The following is a 20,333-nucleotide window of genomic DNA, read 5'->3' as shown; positions in this document are numbered from 1 at the left end:
CTGAGCGGGTAGGTCGGATCAAGCGCAGCGGATCCGGCGCTTCCAGGTGCGAAGTGTCAAGCGAGAACGGGGGTTCCGCCTGCGCGCTTGATCCACCCTACAGCTCAGACAGGCAGTAAAAGCCATATCATGATTACTTTGCGACCTCTGCGTCTCGGCATTCTTTGCGTTTAATGTCCAGCGCGTTGAACCGAGGTTACCAGCCGAAGATCACGCCTTCGAGCAGGGTATTGTAATCCTTGAATTCCGCATTATCAGTTGCAATAAAACGTTTGGCCTTGCTGGCAAAGCGGTTCAGCGTCGGTTGCAAGGCCTGTGTTCCGGCTTCGGAAAGCAATGCCTGACGCAACTTGCCGCGCTCTTGCGGCGTCAGTCGACTGCTGACCGAGATAGACTGGTTGGGCATGGCCGGAGAGGTGTAGATAATTTTCAATCCCTTGCGATCTTCTTCGCTCATGGCATTTCGATAGTAAGCGGTCCGGACCACAAACGCCTCGCACTGCTCCTGTTGAAAGGCCTTGTATACCGCCCCCATGCCACCTTTGACTCCCCGTACGACCGGCTGGCGCACGGGATTGCGAAAGCGTCCCAGGATACTCAGGGTGGAAAGGTTGGGCGGGGAAATTCCGCAGAACTTGCGGCCGATCATATCATCCGGTTCATTGACCTGATCATTGCCCGCCCCGGTCAGCAGATGGAACTGCAAGGAGCCCGGCAGCCTGATCAGCATCTCGTGGTCAAGGTGGGCGACCCGCCAGGAGGCGAAATGCGGCCCGTCGAAGACGATGTCGTATACATCGTTGCGCATGTCATGCTGATAACGCAACCAGGCACCCGGGTGCTGGTAATGTACCGGCCTGCCCAGAACGTCGCTTATATAACTGGCCGTGACTTCATACTGTTTCTGGCCGGCCTCTTCAGACTCACGCGGCGGCGCCGTCATGATCAACGGATCGGCCGCCAGCGATGGCTGCATGACACACAAGCCGAGTGCCAGCAAAAGCATGCGAGCTCTCATGGTCCCTCCTTTTTATCGATTTATTCAATCCTGTCGACGGGACTTTTGTTATTGGCGGGAACAAAAGTCTGCCCGGCACGCAAAGCGAAACGTTCCCACTTTTGAGCCATTGACTCATGCAAACTCTGCGCCGACGGATATCCTTGCGTAAATCTTTCCGCATGAGGAGCCGCAAATCTACAAAGCACTACACAGGTCACAATAATTGCCTGGACCACCGCTGTGTTGGCCACTATAAATTAAGATTACTTTACTGCGCCCTGCAGTCCGATAGTTTGCAGTTTGCACCACACAAACCTCCCAAAGCTGCGTTATACTTCCTGTCACTGGCTTGATTACCGGATACTGTGCAAGTGACTTTACCTACTCTGGATATTCCCTCCCAGGACCTGTCGCGCCGGGCGCGCCCGCCCATGCGCGTCAAGAAGCTGCGTGAGTGGCTGCACAACCTGCCGACCGCCTATACCCGCAAGACTGTTCACCTGTTTATCAAGCAACTGGAGCAGCTTAACCAGACCGCCAGCCCTCCAGAGGATCGCATACAACTGCTGGATACCCTGCGTCCGGTCGCCCGCCAGTTACTGGTGACCCTCGCGCGGCATCTGAAGCAGGCCAGTATCCCGCTGAGCCAGAAAAACCTTCAAACCTATAACGACCTGCACGCCTTGCTGGACGGCATGGCGGCGGGCTACAAAATCGTGGTCAGCGAACTGGCAGCAAGCAAGCCGGAGAAAGAGCACCCCCGACTGCTGCTACGCGAAGCGATCTATCACAGTATCCAGTACCTGGGCCGACGTCTGTTGACCTGCTATATGGTTTACGCCACGGAATCTGAACATGTCTGGCGGGAACTGCATCAGTTATATCGTTATGCCGAATCGCAGGGTTTCCAGGACCAGCCGGTCGATGATCCGGTTCCCGATTACAGCCTGCCTGTTGGCTACACTATCGACCTGGTCTACAAGCGTTCTTTGTTGCTGTCACTCGCCGAGCCCTATCACCTGATGGCCGGGGAGGCGGATGATATTCATTATCTGGTCTCGGCCTGGACACCCTATTGCCATTTATTGCCATTGCCCGGTGATTCCCTGGCCGGGGAATTCGCGCTGGACTTTGAATCCGACCAGCCGCCACGTTTTATCAGCGAGGAGATCCAGTGGCAACCACGGGACGGGCGCCTTATCGAGATCGAGGAGGTCAAACAGCGCCTGGATGCGCATTTGCAGCGAATTCTCAAGACCGCCATGCACAACCTGGAAGAAGATCGTCACTCCATGGTACTGCGCTATCAACGGGACATGCTGCTGCGGCTCTCGGATGCCTGGGAGGGGGCACTCAAACGCCAGACCACGCGCTACAGCCACTCTGCCACGATTCGCATGGCAATGGGGTTAAATGCCGCGCATCACTATATTAATCAGCGCAACGCCTTTACCCCGGAGATGGATGAGTTCGTGATCAAATATCGCGATGAAGTCGATATTGCGCCAGAGGTCATGGCCACGGCCTATGACACCGCCATGCAAAAAGACAGTTATCATGCCCATGATTACAGCGCCAATCCCTGGTGGCAGCGAAACGCCAGCGCCCACGGCGCGGCTCTGGCCTGTACCCTCGAATCGGGTTGTTCCAACGTCAAGGTCGGTGAAATCGTGGCCTGGTGTGATAACGACCGTTGTCTGCACTGGCAACCGGGCGTAATTCGCTGGCTCAGGACCCGCCCGGCCGAGGGCATGGAACTGGGTATCATGAGCATTGCCAACTCGGCAGTCGCCGTGGCAGTGAAAGGTCTGCAGGGCACCGGCGAGGGCACCGACTATTTCCGCGGCCTGCTGATTCCCAAACAGGTATCGGTACAGCAACGACGCAGCCTGATTGTGCCGGCCTCGGTCTTCGATATCGACTCGGTGCTGTCGGTCAATATGAAGCGCCGCCTGTTTTATGTACGTTTGAAGAAACTGCTGTTATCGACCCACTCCTTCAACCAGTTCGAGTTTGAGGTCATGGAACGCCCGCCGGTGGATCCGGCCACGTTGTACATCACCTGAACGATTTTAGCCGGGAAACTTCTGAACCTTTCAACGCGGCGGCGTTCGGTAGATGCCCATCCTGACTCCTGGACGGAGTGGTTACTGCATGATCCGGGTCGCATGCCAGAAAGGTGATGCCTGCAATACACCCATACCGCGCTGTTTCGCCTGTTGCCACTGTTCTTTGAGTTGTTCGTCAGAATGATGCTGCAACAGTCGTTGCGTGACCTCGAGCAATACCGCCGATGGCGACGGCATGGGACCGTCGGGTAACGCCATCTGCCGGGCACCGTATCGCAGCAAGGGTAGCTCCTGCAGTTGCCAGCCGACCCGGCTGTAAAACCGCAGCCAGGCCTGTTTGATGATCGCCCGGGCCGTCGCCAGCACCTGCTGATCGCCGACATAAGCCGCATAGTCGAGCAGGCCTCTGGCGACATAGGCGTAATCCTCCAGTCCCACCTGCCCAAGCTGCTGGCCCGCATTAGCGGCCCGCCTGAGCTGCTTGCCATCCCACAATTCGGAGACGAGGAACGTCGCCAGTTCCCGGGCGCCATCGTCGAAGCGGGCATGCTCCCGGGCCCCTGCCACGTAGGCCGACAGCGCCAGCCCGTTCCAGGCGGCGATCTGCTTGTTGTCTTTGGGCAGGATGCGCTGGCTGCGACGATAGGCGAGCAACTTGTCGCGCGCCTGCTGCAGGATCTGTTTTGTCTCCTCCAGGGTCATCCCCAGCGTATCGGCCAGGTTGATGATATCCCGATTGAGTTGCAGATGATGGCCGTGATCCAGCTCCGGCGGGCCACTCACCCCCCAGGCGCGGCTGGCCACCTGGTATTGCTGCTCGTTCAGTACCTGTTTGAACTCGTCTTCCTGCCAGAGGTAATACCCGCCTTCCACGTCGTTGCCATCCAGCGCGGAAAAGCTGGCCAGCAAACCGCCATTATCCAGCTGAAACTCGCGATGCAGAAAATCGAGCGTCTCCAGGCCGACCTGCCGGTAACGCGGCTCCATCAATATCCTTTCGGCACGCAGGTAAAGTGATGCCAGCTGGGCATTGTCATAGAGCATCTTTTCAAAATGAGGCACCTGCCAGTCCGGGTCGACCACATAACGAAAGAACCCGCCGGCCAGGTGATCGTACAGGCCGCGTTGCGCCATCATGTCCAGGGTCAGGCGCAGAAACTCGCCGATCTGTTGATGTTTGTCGGGATCCTGTTGATAGACGCTGAGCAGCGTCTCCAGTTGCGGGACGGAAGGAAACTTGTTCTGATCGCCGAAACCGCCCTGCAAATCGTCGGCCTGATTCATGGCGGCCTCGATAAAACGTTGCCGCAACTGTTGCGGGGTCATTGACTCACCGGCGGGTGCGCTCCGGCTATCGAGCGACCGGGTGGTCTCCCGGGCCAGTTCGTTCAGCTGTGTTGCCCGCGACTGCCACTGCTGATGAATGCGCTCCAGGATGCGCCGAAAATCCTCCGGCGGCTGATAGACCATGCCCACCAGCGGATAGCCATCGGGCGTGATAAACACATTCAGTGGCCAGCCACTGTAACCCTGGGTCTGCTCGACAAAATCGATCAACCGGTCATCCAGTGCCGGGTTAAGCTCGCGATCCACCTTGACCGGAATAAAATGACGGTTGAGCAGTGCGGCGATCTCGCGGTTTTGATAACTCTCCCGCTGCATCACATGACACCAGTGGCAGGAAAAATAGCCGCTGGAAACATACAGCAGTTTGTTCTGCTGTTTCGCCCTGGCCACCGCATCGGTATTCCATAACTGCCAGTGCACCGGATCATCACCGTGCATGGCCAGGTAGGCCGAACCATGATCGGCCAATTCATTGCGCAACTGTTCACCGACCGCACTGAGCGGCAGGAACAATAAACTGAAACAGCATAACCACCTGGAGAGAAATAACATAACCAGTAGTATTAACGAAAACTTGTTATTAAGACAATGGTCGCACGAAAATATTCGGTTACTCGCCTATTATTCTGTGCTCTGGAAATTAACGCGGAGAACGCAAAGACGCAGAGTTCGCAAAGTAATAATTATATGTATTGACAGAAATGTTGCTGCACAATACAGCTAGTATCAGTGTTTGCAAACAATTTTATTCAGTCACTTCTCCGCGTTCTTTGCGTCTTTGCGTTCTCCGCGTTTGTTCCAGAATAATTGAGAAATGTCTTGGCGTAGTTATTCACCCCCATCTTCCTGCCTGTAGCTTTGCAGTTTGCGCCACAGGGTGGATTTGTTGATACCCAGGGTTTCGGCGGTTCGTTCCCGGCTGCCGTTGAAACGATCCAGGGTTTTGTAAATATAGCGCCGCTCCAGTTCCGCCAGGGTGGGCAGGTCGCTGTCGATGCTGCCGCCGCTGCGGATACTGCTGATGTCATCCAGATGCAGGGTCGGACCGTCGGCCAGGGCGATGGTGCGTTCGATCAGGTTTTGCAGCTCGCGTACGTTACCGGGCCAGTCGTGCTCCATCAGCTTTTGCAGGGAGGGGGAATCAAAACCCTGCACATCGCGATGATAAAGATTGGCATAGTGGTCGATGAAGTGCTGCACCAGCAGGGGGATATCATCGCGCCGCTCGCGTAACGACGGCATGCTGAACTTGACGACATTCAGACGATGGTACAGATCATGGCGGAACTTGCCTTCACTGACCAGCTCCTCGATTTTCTGGTTGGTCGCCACGATAAACCGCACATCAATGGGCGTGGGTTGCACACCGCCGACGCGGGTGATCTGTTGCTCCTGGATCGCCCGCATCAGTTTGATCTGCATGGCATCGGTGATGTTACCGATTTCATCGAGAAAGATGGTGCCTTCACTGGCCATTTCCAGCAGGCCGCGTTTGCTCTGATGGGCACCGGTGAAGGCCCCCTTTTCATGGCCGAACAGCTCGTTCTCCAGCAGGGTGTCGGTCAAAGCGCCGCAGTCGATGACCACGAACGGTTTGTCGGCGTATTCGCTCTGGTAGTGTATGGCGCGTGCCGCCAGTTCCTTGCCGGTACCCGATTCGCCCTCGATGATCACGTTACAGCGAATATCGGCAATCTTGCTGATAATCTTGTAAATCTCCAGCATCGGCCCGGCATGGCCGACCATGCCGAAACGATTGCGCTCGTCGCTGAGCTGGCGCTTGAGCAGCAGGTTTTCCTGGCGCAGGGCATCGAGCTTGAGGTTGCGCTCGATGAGCATCTGCAACTCATCCATGTCATAGGGCTTTTTGATGAAATCGGTGGCACCGAGACGCATGGCCTCAATGGCACTGTCGACATTGGCGTAACCGGTGATGATAATAAATGGAATGCTCTGATCTTCATCCCGCACCGCCTGCAGCAGCTCGGTTCCGCTCATATTGGGCATGCGCAGATCGCTGACGATCAACTCGACCGGGTGGTTTTTGAAGTATTCAAACGCTTCGAGGGGATCCTGGAATACCTGACAATCGAACGGCGCCTCTTCGCTGAAGCGGGACATCAGCTCCCCGGCCTTGGGATCATCATCCACAAACAGTATCAGGGGCTTGTTATCCATGAGCGATCGCGTTGTGGTTGGCGGTGGCGGCCCGCAGCGGCAGCATCACCGTGGCAGTGACACCGGCTTGCGGGTTGTTGTCGATATGCAGACTGCCGTTATGATATTCGATGATCCCGAGGCTGATCGACAGTCCCAGACCGCTGCCCTCGCCCTCGGGCTTGGTGCTGAAGAAGGGGTCGAAAATATTATCCAGCTTCTGGACGTCAATCCCTTCACCCTGGTCACAAATGGTCAGTCGCAATTGCTGTTCCTCGCTCTGGCAGCGGATAGTCACCAGCCCGTCAGCCGGGCTGGCCTGTATGGCGTTCAGTAACAGATTAATCAGGGCCTGTTGCAACTGGCTGCGATCCCCTTCAAGTTCGCCGTCATAGTCACACTCCAGCTGCAGCTCCACGCGCTTGCTTTTGGCGGCCTGTCGAACCAGCGCCAGGGTATTCTCCAGCCACGGCCGGACCTCGAAATGACTGTATTGCGGCGGTACCTGGCGGGCAAAGTTGAGAATTCCGCGCACGATATCCGAGGCGCGCAGCGCCTCGTCACGCAAGGCATTCAGATCATCCAGTAAACGTTGACGGGTTTGTGCATCGCCGTATTCCGTTTTTTCCAGTGTACGTTGTAACAGCTTGGCGTAGGAAAGCACATTGTTCAGCGGGTTGTTGATCTCGTGCCCGATTCCGGCCGCCATCTGGCCAATACTGGCCAGTTTGTTGCTCTGCAACATCATGTGCTCGGCGCGATCCCGCTGCTCGCGGGCTGTATCAAGCGTATCGGCCAGATAGTTGAAGGCTTGAGCCAGTGCCCCGATCTCATCGATAGCCTGTTTCTCCTCGGCCCGCTGGGCATGATCCCCGTTGGCATAAGCCTTGAGTCGCCCGGCGAGGCGACAGACCGGCTGCGCCACCTTGCGCACGCCAATGTCGGTGAGCAACAGGGTAATGATCAGCGCGGCCACCCCCAGCAGAGCAATGGCGATACGAATGACGGCATAGGGCGAGGTGATCACGTCCGAGTTGATGTACGAGGTCAGAACCCAGCTGATCAGGCGATCGGGATAGGGGTTGAGCTCAACATAATAGTTATGAAACTGTTCATCGTCGCTCAGATACAGTCCGCTGGTACTGTCCACCACCTCGGTCAGCATCCGATCGTTATACTGGTCGGCAACCTGTACTGATTCGGAACGGATCTGGGTGAAACGGATATCATTGCCCTTGTCGTACAGAATCCGCCCGTGGTGTTCCGGTCGATCAGGGTTGTTTTCCACCACAAACAGTTCGCCCCGGTACAGGCGCGAGGCGTTATCCAGAATCCGATCCAGATTACGTCCGCCCAGGGTGACCGTCAGGGCGCCCACCCACTGCTCGTCATGATAAAGCGGCACGACATAATCGAGCAGGGGAAAGGTTTGATCCAGGGTGTCATTGAACTGGTTGTGGGGTAATTCCAGCGCATGGGCCTGGTTCGGAACCAGTTCGTGCAGTCGTTGCACAAACGCCTCGGAATTGATCTCCTGTTCCACGTAGGCCAGCCCGGAAAGGCTTTCATAGGTTGGCACGCTGCGCATGTTGTGACTGACCTTGACCAGGCTGTTGCCGTTGACATCCAGCAGGCGCAGATAAAACGTGCCGGGCAGGATGGTCTGAAAACCTTCGAAATAGTGGTTGAGCCGCGAACGCAGCAACCGGCCTTGCGGCGGGATCCGGCCCGAGGCCTGCCCGACCAGCACCGGCAGGAATTCCTGCACCGCCGGCGCGCGCGACATGCCCAGCGCCAGTTCCTGGTTATCCTGCAGATGGCGTTCCAGTTCGTGGGCAACACTCTCCAGGCTGGTCAGTACATCCCGCGATACGACCTGTTGATAGGCATTCTGGCTGTAATAGGTGGCACCCAGCATCAGGCCGGTCAGCGGCACCACCGTGGCAAAGAACACCCAGATAAAAATGTTGGTCCGTATACGCAACGTTTCGCTTCCTGTCCGTCAGGCGGCTCGACGAAAATCTCACCACCAGGACACGAAGACACCAGGGGGAATAAAGTGGTGAATCGGGACTTCCCGGAACCCAAACAACGAATTCTTTGTGTCTTGGCGTCTTGGTGGTAATGCTTTTATGATCTATGCGTTAACGCACCTGTTCAGCGCCAGCGGCGCACTGCCTGTTCGGCAACGGCGTTGTCGGGCCGGGCGATCAGGCCGCTGGTGGTCAGGCTGACCGTGTATTCGGCGCGATCCGCCATCGGCATGTAGGTGGCGCTGCCATAGATCGCATCGACCCATGGCAACCAGCCCCGGTACTCGCGGGCCAGTTGCCAGATATCCATGCCGCGCGGCTGGTACAGACTGTAGACGGTATGCGGCGATTCCCGGGCCTGTTGCAGATTCCGGAAACGGCCGGTCAGGCGATCCAGTTGATAGGCAGTGTCCAGACCCAGCATGGTCGCCAGCCCGCTCCATTTCAGAACCCGTGCATCGATCTGCCATTCGTCACCGCGCAAGTCGAAACTCTGCGACAACTGATCGGGGTGGATCACATAGACCCGAAAGGCCTGCGGCCCGCGCGCTTCGAAACGCAGCGTGGCAATCGGTTGCTCCTGCGTGAAGCGTTGATAACCATACAGATTCAGCGCCACCGACCAGCTCAGGATGGCGGCAAAGATCAACAGCAGGCCGCTGAGCCCTTCCAGGGCACCGCGCAACAGCTTGCGCCGAAACAGCCGGGCGATGCCGGCCATCAGCAGCACCAGCCCCAGCAGTGAAATTCCCAGAATAACTATTTTGGTCAGCATACGCGTTACCGGCTGTTGATGGGGCCGCGACCTCTGACATCGGTCCGGCCATCCGCGTATAATGCCACAAACCTTCTATAAATGAGTCCGCCCATGCGCTTCTGCTGGCCACAAACCCTGTTTATCCTTCTGGTTATTGTCCTGGGCGTTGGCAGCATGCTCGCCGGCTGCGGCAAGAAAGGTCCCCTCTACCTGCCCGACGAACAACAACAAACCCGACAGGATTCCTGAACGAGCATGGATCATTTCAATTATCGCAACGGCGAGCTGTACGCCGAACAGGTGCCGGTGGCCGCAATTGCCGCGCAACACGGCACGCCCTGTTATGTCTATTCCCGCGCCACACTGGAGCGCCACTGGCAGGCCTTCGACCAGGCCCTGGGCGATCATCCACACCTGGTCTGTTACGCGGTCAAGGCCAATGCCAACCTGGCGGTGCTCAACCTGTTCGCGCGCCTGGGTTCCGGCTTCGATATCGTCTCCCAGGGCGAGCTGGAACGGGTGCTGGCCGCCGGCGGCGATCCGGCCAAAGTGGTCTTCTCCGGTGTCGGCAAACGGCCCGATGAGATGCGCCGTGCGCTGGAAGTGGGCATTCACTGTTTTAACGTGGAGTCCGAATCCGAGCTGCGGCGTCTCAACCAGATCGCCGGCGAACTGAACCTCAGCGCGCCGGTGTCGTTGCGGGTCAATCCGGATGTGGACGCCCGAACCCATCCCTATATTTCCACCGGCCTCAAGGAGAACAAGTTCGGTATCGGCATCGATCAGGCGCCGGACGTCTATGCCCGCGCCGCCGATCTGGCGCACATCACCGTTGTCGGCATCGATTGTCATATCGGTTCGCAACTGACCGAGACCGAACCGTTTCTGGATGCGCTGAGCCGGGTGCTGTTGCTGGTGGATCAGCTGGAGCAGGACGGTATCCCGATCGAACACCTGGATCTGGGCGGCGGTCTGGGGATCCGTTATCACGAGGAGACACCGCCGGAGCCGGGCGATTATGCCGCGGCCCTGCGCGAACTGCTGGCCGACCGGCCGCAAACCATTTTACTGGAACCGGGACGGGCCATCGCCGGCAATGCCGGTATTCTGGTCACACAGATCGAATACCTCAAGCAAACCCCGGACAAGAACTTCGCCATTGTCGATGCGGCGATGAACGATCTGATGCGCCCGGCCCTGTACAACGCCTGGCAGGAGATCATCCCGGTCAACACCGAACCCCACGGCGATCCCCGTTATTATGACGTGGTCGGACCGGTTTGCGAGACCGGCGACTTCCTCGGCAAGGATCGCGCCCTGTCGGTCGCCGAAGGCGACTTGCTGGCGGTGCGCTCCTGTGGCGCCTATGGTTTTTCCATGAGTTCCAATTACAACACCCGGCCGCGCGCCGCCGAGATCATGGTCGATGGCGATCAGATCCATGTAGTACGCGAACGTGAATCGCTGGCCGAGCTGTATGCCGGCGAAGCCACCCTGCCCTGAGCTGTATCCCCATGGAGCGTATCCCCGAACCGGAGCTGATGGACGAAGCGGAACAGGCCCGTGCCTATGCCTGGGCCGACTTCGACGCCCCGCACCAGTTTTTCATCGACTGTTTTCAGCAGCGTTTTACCAACCCGACCCTGCATGGCAACATCCTGGATCTGGGCTGCGGTCCGGCCGATATCAGCGTACGCTTTGCACGGGCCTACCCGCACTGCCATATTGACGGCGTCGACGGCGCCGAAGCGATGTTGCGGGAGGGTCGCCAGCGCCTGACGCAGGAACAGCTCACCGAGCGCATTCACCTGTATCGGGTCAAGCTGCCACGGGACACCATTCCCCTGCCCGCTTACGATGTCATTATCAGTAACAGCCTGCTGCATCACCTGCACGACCCGCAGGTGCTCTGGCAGGCCGTCATACAACACGGCCGCCCCGGCACACCGGTATTTGTCATGGACCTGCAGCGTCCCGCCAGCGCCCGGGAGGCACGCGAGCTGATGGAGCAGTATGCCGCGAATGAGCCGCCCATCCTGCAACGCGATTTTTATCACTCGTTGTGTGCCGCCTTTACGCCGGAAGAGGTGCGCCAGCAGTTACACCAGGCCGGACTCGATTATCTCGAGGTGAAAAGCGTCAGCGACCGGCATCTGGTGGTACAGGGCCACCTGGGCGAGTAGACTTATCACTATGGCCTTCACCAACCCCAGCCTTGAGGAAATCCGTGCCCTGCTCGGCACGATCCGGCACATTGCGGTGGTCGGTCTTTCTCCCAAACCAAACCGGCCCAGTCACCAGGTGGCCAGCGCGCTGCAACAGTTCGGCTACCACATTATTCCGGTCCGCCCGGCGGTGGACGACGTCCTCGGCGAGACAGCCTACGCAAACCTCGCCGACGCCCCCGGCCCCATCGATCTGGTCGACGTGTTCCGCGCCCCGGACCAGATCGCGCCGATCATCGACGCCTGCATCGAACTCAAACTGCCGGCCATCTGGCTGCAGGACGGCGTGATCAACGAAACCGAAGCCCAACGCGCCCGCGACGCCGGCCTCACTGTGATCATGGACCGCTGCATCTACCGCGACTATATGAATCTGATGCGTTAAAGCGCAGTCAAACGCCACCGGTTTGGTTACACTATCGTTCGTTAAGCAGGCTACCAGGCAGACTCGGCTGAAGACAAAGTGGTCTCTCCAGAGGTTTTAAATATAAAACTCTGCGCCTCTGCGTCTCCGCGAACTCTGCGTTAATTTTTTATTCTGGAAAAGTGACATGCCCTTACGGTTTACCAAAATGCACGGCCTGGGCAATGACTTCGTAGTCTTCGATGCCATAAATCAGGTGGTTGATCTGAGTCGCGAGCAGATCCGCCAGCTGGCGGATCGCCGCTTCGGCATCGGCTGTGATCAGCTGTTGCTGGTGGAGCCGCCGCGCGAGGCGGACGTCGATTTTACCTACCGGATATTCAACGCCGACGGCGGCGAGGTGGAACAGTGTGGCAACGGCGCGCGCTGCTTTGCCCGCTTCGTGCGCGACAAGGGCCTGATCGATCGCGACACCATCGAGGTGGCTACCGCCGCCGGGCGCATGACCCTGCAGATCGAGCCCGACGGGCAGGTGACCGTGAATATGGGCGTGCCACACTTTGCGCCGGCGGATGTGCCGTTTGAGGCACAAGCCCCCGCCGATCGCTACGATCTGCAGGTGGGGGATCAAACCCTCAGTATTGGTGTCGTTGCGCTGGGCAATCCGCATGCGGTGCTTGAAGTAGACAATATTGACACCGCCCCGGTCAGGCAACTGGGCCCGAAAATCGAGTCCCACCCCCGTTTTCCCCGGCGGGTGAATGCCGGGTTTATGCAGATACTCGATGCCGGCCATATCCGCCTGCGGGTCTACGAGCGCGGCGCCGGCGAGACCCTGGCCTGCGGCAGCGGCGCCTGCGCGGCGGTGGTTGTGGGTCGCCAACAGGGCCGACTTGGTGATATGGTTGAGGTCGCCCTGCCCGGCGGGGCCCTGCATATCCAGTGGCAGGGAGGGAATGCACCCGTACTGATGACCGGCCCGGCAACAACGGTGTTTGAAGGCAACATCCAGGTTCAGGGGTAATATCACGTTATGAGCAATCGCCAGGAAAACCCGCTTGCCGTGGACAAGGAGTTCGAGCGCGAGGTGGTGCGCTACCTGCGCGACAATCCCGATTTTTTCGAGCGCCATCTGGACCTGCTGGCGGACATGGTGCTGCCGCATCAGCCGCAGGGTGCCGTCTCCCTGATCGAGCGCCAGGTCTCGGTGCTGCGCGATCAAAAGCAGCAGCTCAAGCAACGCCTCCAGGAACTGACCGATTACGCCCGGCAAAACGAGGATCTCAGTACCCGGCTGAACAAGCTGATTCTGGATCTGCTGGATACCGATGACTTCGACAGCCTGCTGGGCCTGATCCAGGAGCGCCTCAAGTCCGACTTCGAGGCCGACGCGGTAGTGATTCGCCTGTTCAACTCCGGTGCGCCGATCCTCAAGGCCCATCCCGATATCATGGACTGGAGCGAACCGGCACTCGGTGCCTTTGAAAAAGTGATCGACGGCCGCAAACCGGTCTGCGGCCCCCTCAAACCGGGCCAACTCGATGCCCTGTTTAACGATTATGCCGACGTGGTGCGTTCCGCCGCGCTGATTCCGCTGGTGGAAAGCGAATCCAGCAAACAGTGTATCGGCCTGCTCGCCATCGGCAGCCAGGATCCACAACGCTTTCGCGCCAATATGGGGACCCTGTTCCTGTCTCATCTGAGCCACGTGCTCACCCGGATTCTGAAGCTCCATCTGGGCTCATGAACACCAGCGCACAGCAAGCCGTGCAGGATTATCTGGCCAAGCTGCAAAACGAACGCCAGGTTTCTCCCCACACCCTCAGCAATTACCAGCGCGATCTGCAACAACTCGCCGCGTTTTGTGCCGCGCACGATCTGACTGACTGGTCGCAACTGGATAGCCAGCATGTTCGTCAATATGTGGCACAACGCCATCGCAACGGCCTGGGCGCCCGCAGCCTGCAGCGGGCCCTGTCGGCCATGCGCGGGTTTTTTGATTTTCTGATCCGCGCGGGCCGACTCAACCATAACCCGGCCCGCGACATCCAGGCGCCGAAGATCAAACGCAAGCTGCCGCACACCCTGGACGTGGACAAGACCGCCGCGCTGCTGGATCTGCAGGGCAAGGATCCCCTGGTCATCCGCGATCGCGCCATTCTGGAACTGTTTTACTCCTCGGGGCTGCGCCTGGCCGAACTGGTGCAACTGGATCGATCCCAGCTGGATCTGGCCGAGGCGCAGGTGAGCCTGCACGGCAAGGGTAACAAAAGCCGCATCGTCCCCGTTGGCCGGCAGGCATTGGCGGCGTTGCAGGCCTGGCTCGTCGTCCGCCAGGCTATCCCCTTGCAAGATGAACAGGCTTTGTTTGTCAGTCGCCAGGGGCGGCGGATCTCCGGGCGCAATATTCAAAAACGCCTGCGCGAATGGGCGCAGCGCCAGGGTATCGATGTCCCGGTTCATCCCCACATGCTGCGTCACTCCTTTGCCAGCCATCTGCTCGAATCGAGCGGCGATCTGCGCGCGGTGCAGGAACTGCTCGGCCACTCGGACATCAGCACCACCCAGATCTATACCCATCTCGATTTCCAGCATCTTGCCAGGGTCTATGATCAGGCCCATCCCCGGGCGCGCAAGAAGCGGCGTGACTGAATCCGCACCTCACGAATAACCGCTGTCTATTCGCCTTTATCTGGGCTACGCTTGAGAATGTACTAATCGGACAACAGGAGTCCCTGACCATGTATCTGCTCCGCAAATTTCGTAAGGGCTTTAGTCTGTTCATTCTTACCACTATGCTGTCACTGGGGATCACGGCACCCGGTTACGCAGCCATGCTCGGTACCAATGACATTCTCGCTGGCGACAGCCTCCAGCAGGAACGGGCGCACGTAAAAGAAGTACTCCAGCGGGACGAAGTCCGGGACCAGTTGGTCGCGCTTGGTGTCGATCCGGCCGATGCGATCGAACGAGTTGATGCCATGACCGAACAGGAGATCCGGATGTTGGCCGGTCAGCTTGAGGAACTGCCTGCCGGCGCAAGCGCGCTGGGACTGCTCGCCTTTGTGCTGGTCGTTCTGTTGATTACCGATCTGCTTAACCTGACCAACGTCTACAATATCTGAGATCCGTTTTAATGGCTGTCTGTTACACCGGCCCCCGCCTTGCGGGGGTTTTTCTTTTGATCCTGACGGGTTTGCTGCCTGGCGGCTGTGCCGGAACACCGCAAAGCGATCGCCTGCTCGAGTCCGCTCCGGCCGACCTCAACCCGGTGGTGGAACTGACTGACGTCCCGTTTCATCCCCAGGAAGCCTATCAGTGTGGTCCCGCCTCACTGGCCATGCTTGCCAACTGGCAGGCTGTCGATATCACACCGCAGGAACTGACCCCGAAACTCTATATTCCCGGCAAAAAAGGCAGTCTGCAGATAGAACTGCTCAGCAATACCCGCCAACTGGGGCTGATCCCTTATGTCCTGAAACCCGAACTGCACGATCTGCTGCGCGAGGTCGAGGCAGGCAATCCGGTGCTGGTATTCCAGAATCTGGCCCTGGACTGGTATCCCCGCTGGCATTATGCGGTGCTGATCGGTTATGACCTCAATGCCGATACGATCATCCTGCGTTCGGGGACCGATCAACGACGTCTCAATACCCTGGCCCAGTTCGAACGCACCTGGCAGCGGGCCGATCGCTGGGCCATGCTGGCACTTCAACCGGGACAACTGCCGGCCACGGTGGAATACTGGCGTTATCTGCGCACCCTCGCCAGCATGGAACAGGTGAACCGACACGGGCCGGCGGCAGCGGGATACCGCGCCGGGTTGCAACAGTGGCCGGAGGATGTGCGCCTGCTGATGGGGCTGGCTAACAGTCAGTATGCACAGGGTCAAACCGCCGCAACGATGACGACCTTGCACCAATTACTCGATGCCCGACCCGATTATGCGCCCGCGCATAACAATCTGGCACACCTCTATTTGCAGCAAGGACGATTAACCCGGGCCGAACAACATGCCCGGCGCGCTGTGGCACTGGGCGGCGAACACCTCGGGACGTATCAACAAACGCTTGAGGAAATTCTTCAACGTCAACAGCTGGAGTAAATTATCGCGCCCGCTGTTTTCGGCTCAGCAGATAAAACAACCCGCCGGCTATTCCCAGTCCCCAGGCAATCATGGCCCCCGAAGGCAGATCAAATAATGCTGAGCACAGCAGCCCCACAAAATACCCGGTCACACCGATAGCGTAGGCCGCCAGACCCGGTCGACGCCAGTGCAGAGAGGCCAGCGCCGGAATGATCAAACTGGCAAACACCAGATAGACACCCACCAGTTGCGTGGAGAGGGTAATGGTCACGGCAAAAACGGGATAAAAGCCGTAGCTGCCAAGCCTCTCCCGCCAACCGAACCAGAGCGCCAGGATCACGGCATAGATGATCGCGGTGGCGATCAGGTCGCTGTATTCCACCCACAGGATCTGTCCGACCAGTACTTCACGCAATCGCTCTCCACCATGCGGATCCTTGGCCAGCAACAGAATACTGCCCGTCGCCGCCAGCATGAACAGGATGCCGATCAGGGCCTCCTGAATCGCAGCGGGGGCATGGCGTACCTGGTACAACAAACTGGCACCAACCACGGCGGCGCTGACCGCCACCAGCTGATTGATCAATGCCCCGTGCGCTTCCAGCCCGATAAAATGCGCGATGATCAGTCCCAGCGCCGCCATCTGGGCAATGGCCAGATCCAGGAAGATGATGCCCCGTTGCAGGACTTCCCGGCCGAGCGGGACATGGGTACTCAGGATCAACATACCGGCCAGCAAGGCCGGCAGGATGATGCCAAGTTGCAACATCAGATCATCAGATTTCACTGGCTGGCCTCCAGTAACTGATTCAGCATGGCGTCATACAGACTGAACAGATCCCCGGCCTGCTCGCTGCCACCGACGGTATAGGGCAGGGTAATCACCGCAAGCTGACTTCGCCGCGACAACCATTTTGCCCCCGATCATTCTGGTAGGCCGCAAGAATAATGAAGTCGGGCCTGTCGCGTTGAATATTCTCCAGCAGACTTGCCAGATGTCCGCTGGTCGGCGGCAAGCCGGGCTTCGGCTCCAGATCGGCGACCGCCTCGATCCCTAACCAGGCAAACAGATAGCTCCAGGTACGGTGTTGCACCACCGCCTTCTTGCCGTGTAGCGGTTGCGCTTTTTTCTCCCATGCAGTAATGGCCGACTGCCAGCGTTCGGAAAACGCCTCGAGATTGGCCTGATACGCGGCGGCGTTATACGGATCGATCTTCTCCAGTCGCCGTGCAAGTTGCCCGGCAACTTGCAACAATCGATAGGGATCCAGATGCAGATGCGGATTTCCGGCGGCATGGATATCGCCCATACTGCGATCCACTTGCTCGAGCTTTTCGATCAGATCCACCTGCCCGGCCGCCATAAAATACCCCGGCTTGCCCTGCTGAATCCGCCCGTTACCGGACTGGCGCAGCAACAGCGGCAGCCAGCCCACCTCCAGTTCCGCACCGGTGCAAACCACCATATCCGCATTACGGGCTCGCGCAATCAGCGATGGCCGGGCCTCGATGTGATGCGGATCCTGGTAGGCGGTTGTCGCGGAAACGACACTGACCTGCTGTTGACCAATCGCCTCGGCCAGCGCCGCCCATTCCGGTTCGCAGGCCAGCACGTCCACTTTCGCCACGGCCTGAGAGGCCGTGGCGAACAGGAGGGCGAATAATGCAAGGAAGACTGGTTTGTTAAAGCTTCGCATCATCCTCCTCCTTTTCAGTACTTGTGCGCGCCATGCGCACCCAGGCTCATGATGTACTGCAGCATGACCATGTCGTTTTTCTCGTGTCCGTTATCCAGTTCGCTGTACTGCAAGCGCAGGCGGCTGAAATGGCTGGGCGAATAATCGATCATGACACTGACACGTTCGGGATCCTTCGCCTCGGTTCCCAGGCCCGACTCTTCGAGGTATTCATCCAGATCAATGTTCGTACCGGCAAAGTTGGTGATGGCGTTATCGGCCTTGAGACGGTCATAACGCAGCCCCACGCGCCAGGCGGGCATGAACTGATACACCCCTTGAAGATAGAAGCCCTGCTGTTCACCAACATAGTCAGCACTTGCGAATTCAGTGTCAGACTCGGCAAAGTCCGAATCGCCCTTTTCGTCGCGCACAAAATATTCCGCCTGGAATTTGAAATTGGTCTGCTTCGGGTTGCCGTTGGGCGCCCATTTGTAGACAAAATCAATCCCGGCGATATCGACCTCACCGTTGAGCAATTCATTATCGGCCGCATCCGTGCCTGCGCCATGAGCGTGCCCGCCCGCTTCACGCTTGTCGAATTTCGAGCTGTAGTAACTGGCGCCCAGTTGCCAGCTGGAACTGACACTCATATCCCCGCCGGTTTTAACAAACAGGCTGCGCCCGTTGTTGTTATCCGCGTTCTCGCCGCCGGGAAATGCGCTGCCGGCGGTGATCTCCGCGCCCAGGCTCAGATAAAACGGGGTCGGCGCGACCCAGCGTACCTGCATCCCGGTATCGTTCAGATGCCCACCCAGCATGGCATCATAGACCAGCGGTCGATCGGCAAAGTCGTGCGCATGGTCGTGGATGGCATTGAGATAGCCGATCCCCGAATAGAACTTGCCGCCTCTTATCATGACCCCCTGACCCAGTCCCAGGGTTTCGATAAAGGCCTCTTCCAGTTCAACGGTGGTTTCACCATCCTCGTAGACAATCGGCGCGGTCATCTGACCGTAGAATTTGTCATCGATATTGGCCGAGAGCACCAGCTCGTTGTGTCCCGTGGCAAAGCCCTTCTCGGGCAGACCGGCTTCGCCGCCGAGTTGAAAGCCGGGCAGTTCCAGCTCGCTGTTATCGATATCGGTATAGCGACCATCCAGAATCAAACTGATCGCGGGATTGAACTCATTACCGGCTATTTTTCCCATGCTCTGGGCTTGTGCAACGATCGGCAGGCTGGCGACGCCTGCCACACTCAGTGAAAGTATGCTTGTTCTGAACATTGTTAGCTCCTGACTCATTGTCCCGTCACATCACACCAATGACGATCGCTCATGTCTTGCATGGCGCAAAAACACGGCATGCCATGACGGGAAGATCACACCTGTACGCAATGCCCCGTTCGGGGATTACACTGTCAATTTAAATTTATGATCGAGGGAGTTCAGGCGCGCGGCGGGCCACGGGACGAATTGGCATAGACAGGGGAGAAGTAAACCGGCTGTTCAACAGACGGCGCAAGGATCCCGCGCCGTTCGAAACAGACGTTCAGAACCGGTGCGGAGTGTACCGCATTCATATTTGGCTGGGCATGCAGACAGAGCTGACATTCGCTCTCACCCGCGAAATCCCTGGCGTGTTCGCTCTCGTGCAACAGCAACGCGGACTGCCCCAGCAACACGAGCAGTAACAACACGCGTGTCAGGTTATGCCATCGAAATTGTCGCCAGGAGTGCATTGCTGTTATCAAGTCCGCTTCATGGAGAGGTCAGCTGCAGCTTATAACCCGAAAACTTGCGCAGGTTCAAGACGCCGCTGCTTAAAATCAGATATTGCCCCTTGATTCCCTGTAGCACACCTTCAATGAGTGGGGTTTTGTCGAAGTTCAGGGAAGTGATCTTCTGCGGATAAGCGGTGACCGGATAGCGGATGTCCACCACGGTCTCATCGGTCAACAGGCTCAGGCTATCCTCACCTTGTTGCGCCGCCAGCTGATTCAGTTCATTACGGCATTGTTCGAACAGCTCATCCCGGCGCGTCGCCAGATCGACGAACTCGGGTTCGCCCTTGAGCATTCGCTGCCAGGCGGTCTTGTCCGCCACGTGTTGCTTGAGAATCACTTCCGCCAGACCGGAGATCAGGCGGTTTTTAACCCGCATGATCGGCAGTGCCTGAGAAGCCCCCTGGTCCATCCAGCGGGTCGGGATCTGGCTGCCCCGGGTAATCCCCACCTTGATGCCCGACGAATTGGCCAGATAGACATAATGGTCCCGCAGACAGTGCTGCGCGGCCCATTCCGGCTCGCGGCAGGTCCCTTCGAAATAGTGGCATTGCTCGGGCTTGACGATGCAGCTGTCGCACTGGGCCAGGGAGCGGAAGCAGGGATAACAATAGCCCTGGTTGAAGCTTTTGCTGGTCTTGCGACCGCATTCGATACAGTGAATCTCGCCGAGGAACTGCAATTGGATGGCCCGGCCAAACAAGGGGCTCATTGCCAGCTGTTGATCCCCGATGGGTAGCTGGTAATCGACCGGATCAGACAGGTGCGTGGTGAGCTTGCGAATATTACCGATAATTTCCATGAGCGGATTGTCGCACAGTTTACGTCCGGCGCC

Annotated in this window: 19 protein-coding genes and 1 pseudogene; 10 read left to right on the top strand and 10 right to left on the bottom strand. The window is 58.2% G+C overall.

Annotated elements, in window-relative coordinates:
• Positions 1–196: 196 nt before the first annotated feature.
• Positions 197–1,018, bottom strand: a complete 822-nt coding sequence (locus U5K34_RS06455) for a phosphate/phosphite/phosphonate ABC transporter substrate-binding protein (RefSeq protein ID WP_322567631.1) — start codon at positions 1,016–1,018, stop codon at positions 197–199.
• A 353-nt stretch (positions 1,019–1,371) separates the two neighbouring features.
• On the opposite strand from U5K34_RS06455, the gene U5K34_RS06450 reads away from it, so the two are divergent.
• The gene (locus tag U5K34_RS06450) at positions 1,372–3,066 is read left to right on the top strand and encodes a hypothetical protein (protein ID WP_322567630.1); all 1,695 of its coding nucleotides are present in this window, start codon (positions 1,372–1,374) and stop codon (positions 3,064–3,066) included.
• Positions 3,067–3,147: 81 nt separating this feature from the next.
• On the opposite strand, the gene U5K34_RS06445 is transcribed toward U5K34_RS06450, so the two are convergent.
• The 4 genes from U5K34_RS06445 to U5K34_RS06430 form a co-directional block, all read right to left on the bottom strand.
• The gene (locus tag U5K34_RS06445; protein WP_322567629.1) at positions 3,148–4,896 is read right to left on the bottom strand and encodes a thioredoxin domain-containing protein; all 1,749 of its coding nucleotides are present in this window, start codon (positions 4,894–4,896) and stop codon (positions 3,148–3,150) included.
• Between the two features lie 348 nt (positions 4,897–5,244).
• Positions 5,245–6,594, bottom strand: a complete 1,350-nt coding sequence (locus tag U5K34_RS06440; protein ID WP_322567628.1) for a sigma-54 dependent transcriptional regulator — start codon at positions 6,592–6,594, stop codon at positions 5,245–5,247.
• Positions 6,587–8,557, bottom strand: a complete 1,971-nt coding sequence (locus tag U5K34_RS06435) for a sensor histidine kinase (protein WP_322567627.1) — start codon at positions 8,555–8,557, stop codon at positions 6,587–6,589. Before U5K34_RS06435 ends, U5K34_RS06440 begins: the two co-directional genes overlap by 8 nt.
• Positions 8,558–8,730: 173 nt before the next feature.
• Positions 8,731–9,381, bottom strand: a complete 651-nt coding sequence (locus U5K34_RS06430; protein WP_322564447.1) for a hypothetical protein — start codon at positions 9,379–9,381, stop codon at positions 8,731–8,733.
• Between the two features lie 93 nt (positions 9,382–9,474).
• Between U5K34_RS06430 and lptM the strand changes: the two genes are divergently transcribed.
• From lptM to U5K34_RS06385, 9 genes are all read left to right on the top strand, one after another.
• Positions 9,475–9,612, top strand: a complete 138-nt coding sequence (lptM, locus tag U5K34_RS06425) for an LPS translocon maturation chaperone LptM (protein ID WP_322564446.1) — start codon at positions 9,475–9,477, stop codon at positions 9,610–9,612.
• A 6-nt stretch (positions 9,613–9,618) separates the two neighbouring features.
• Positions 9,619–10,866: a diaminopimelate decarboxylase gene (gene lysA / locus U5K34_RS06420; RefSeq protein WP_322564445.1), complete on the top strand. Its 1,248-nt coding sequence runs from the start codon at positions 9,619–9,621 to the stop codon at positions 10,864–10,866.
• 11 nt (positions 10,867–10,877) lie between these two features.
• Positions 10,878–11,546, top strand: coding sequence for a class I SAM-dependent methyltransferase (locus U5K34_RS06415; protein WP_322564444.1), 669 nt, complete (start codon positions 10,878–10,880; stop codon positions 11,544–11,546).
• 10 nt (positions 11,547–11,556) lie between these two features.
• Positions 11,557–11,973, top strand: a complete 417-nt coding sequence (locus U5K34_RS06410; protein ID WP_322564443.1) for a CoA-binding protein — start codon at positions 11,557–11,559, stop codon at positions 11,971–11,973.
• Between the two features lie 166 nt (positions 11,974–12,139).
• A complete protein-coding gene (gene dapF / locus U5K34_RS06405) occupies positions 12,140–12,976 on the top strand; it encodes a diaminopimelate epimerase (protein WP_322564442.1) in 837 nt (278 codons plus the stop codon).
• A gap of 9 nt (positions 12,977–12,985) precedes the next feature.
• Positions 12,986–13,699 (top strand): DUF484 family protein, encoded by a 714-nt coding sequence (locus U5K34_RS06400; RefSeq protein ID WP_322564441.1) that lies wholly within the window; start codon positions 12,986–12,988, stop codon positions 13,697–13,699.
• Entirely contained in the window at positions 13,696–14,604 is a 909-nt protein-coding gene (gene xerC, locus U5K34_RS06395; RefSeq protein ID WP_322564440.1) for a tyrosine recombinase XerC, read from the top strand. The genes U5K34_RS06400 and xerC overlap by 4 nt, the downstream gene beginning before the upstream one ends.
• Before the next feature lie 89 nt (positions 14,605–14,693).
• Positions 14,694–15,077, top strand: coding sequence for a PA2779 family protein (locus U5K34_RS06390; RefSeq protein ID WP_322564439.1), 384 nt, complete (start codon positions 14,694–14,696; stop codon positions 15,075–15,077).
• A gap of 56 nt (positions 15,078–15,133) precedes the next feature.
• Complete coding sequence (locus tag U5K34_RS06385; protein WP_322564438.1) at positions 15,134–16,057, top strand: PA2778 family cysteine peptidase; 924 nt, start codon at positions 15,134–15,136, stop codon at positions 16,055–16,057.
• A gap of 1 nt (position 16,058) precedes the next feature.
• Here U5K34_RS06385 and U5K34_RS06380 read toward each other — a convergent pair whose 3' ends face one another.
• The 5 genes and pseudogenes from U5K34_RS06380 to U5K34_RS06355 all read right to left on the bottom strand — a co-directional run bounded on the left by U5K34_RS06380 (position 16,059) and on the right by U5K34_RS06355 (position 20,300).
• Complete coding sequence (locus U5K34_RS06380; RefSeq protein ID WP_322564437.1) at positions 16,059–16,826, bottom strand: metal ABC transporter permease; 768 nt, start codon at positions 16,824–16,826, stop codon at positions 16,059–16,061.
• Positions 16,823–17,736, bottom strand: a pseudogene (locus U5K34_RS06370) (metal ABC transporter substrate-binding protein). Before U5K34_RS06370 ends, U5K34_RS06380 begins: the two are co-directional and overlap by 4 nt.
• Positions 17,737–17,750: 14 nt before the next feature.
• Complete coding sequence (locus tag U5K34_RS06365; protein ID WP_322564435.1) at positions 17,751–19,001, bottom strand: hypothetical protein; 1,251 nt, start codon at positions 18,999–19,001, stop codon at positions 17,751–17,753.
• Positions 19,002–19,162: 161 nt separating this feature from the next.
• On the bottom strand, positions 19,163–19,456 hold the full coding sequence (locus tag U5K34_RS06360) for a hypothetical protein (protein ID WP_322567624.1): 294 nt from the start codon (positions 19,454–19,456) through the stop codon (positions 19,163–19,165).
• Between the two features lie 19 nt (positions 19,457–19,475).
• Positions 19,476–20,300 carry a DUF2797 domain-containing protein gene (locus U5K34_RS06355; RefSeq protein ID WP_322567623.1) on the bottom strand — a complete coding sequence of 275 codons (825 nt, stop codon included), beginning with the start codon at positions 20,298–20,300 and terminating at the stop codon, positions 19,476–19,478.
• Positions 20,301–20,333 lie beyond the last annotated feature (33 nt).

It is taken from the genome of Thiohalophilus sp. (assembly GCF_034521165.1).
Taxonomy (GTDB): Bacteria; Pseudomonadota; Gammaproteobacteria; order UBA6429; family Thiohalophilaceae; genus Thiohalophilus.
The sequence above is the reverse complement of the archived record's forward strand: the minus strand, read 5'-3'. Positions and strand labels throughout refer to the sequence as shown.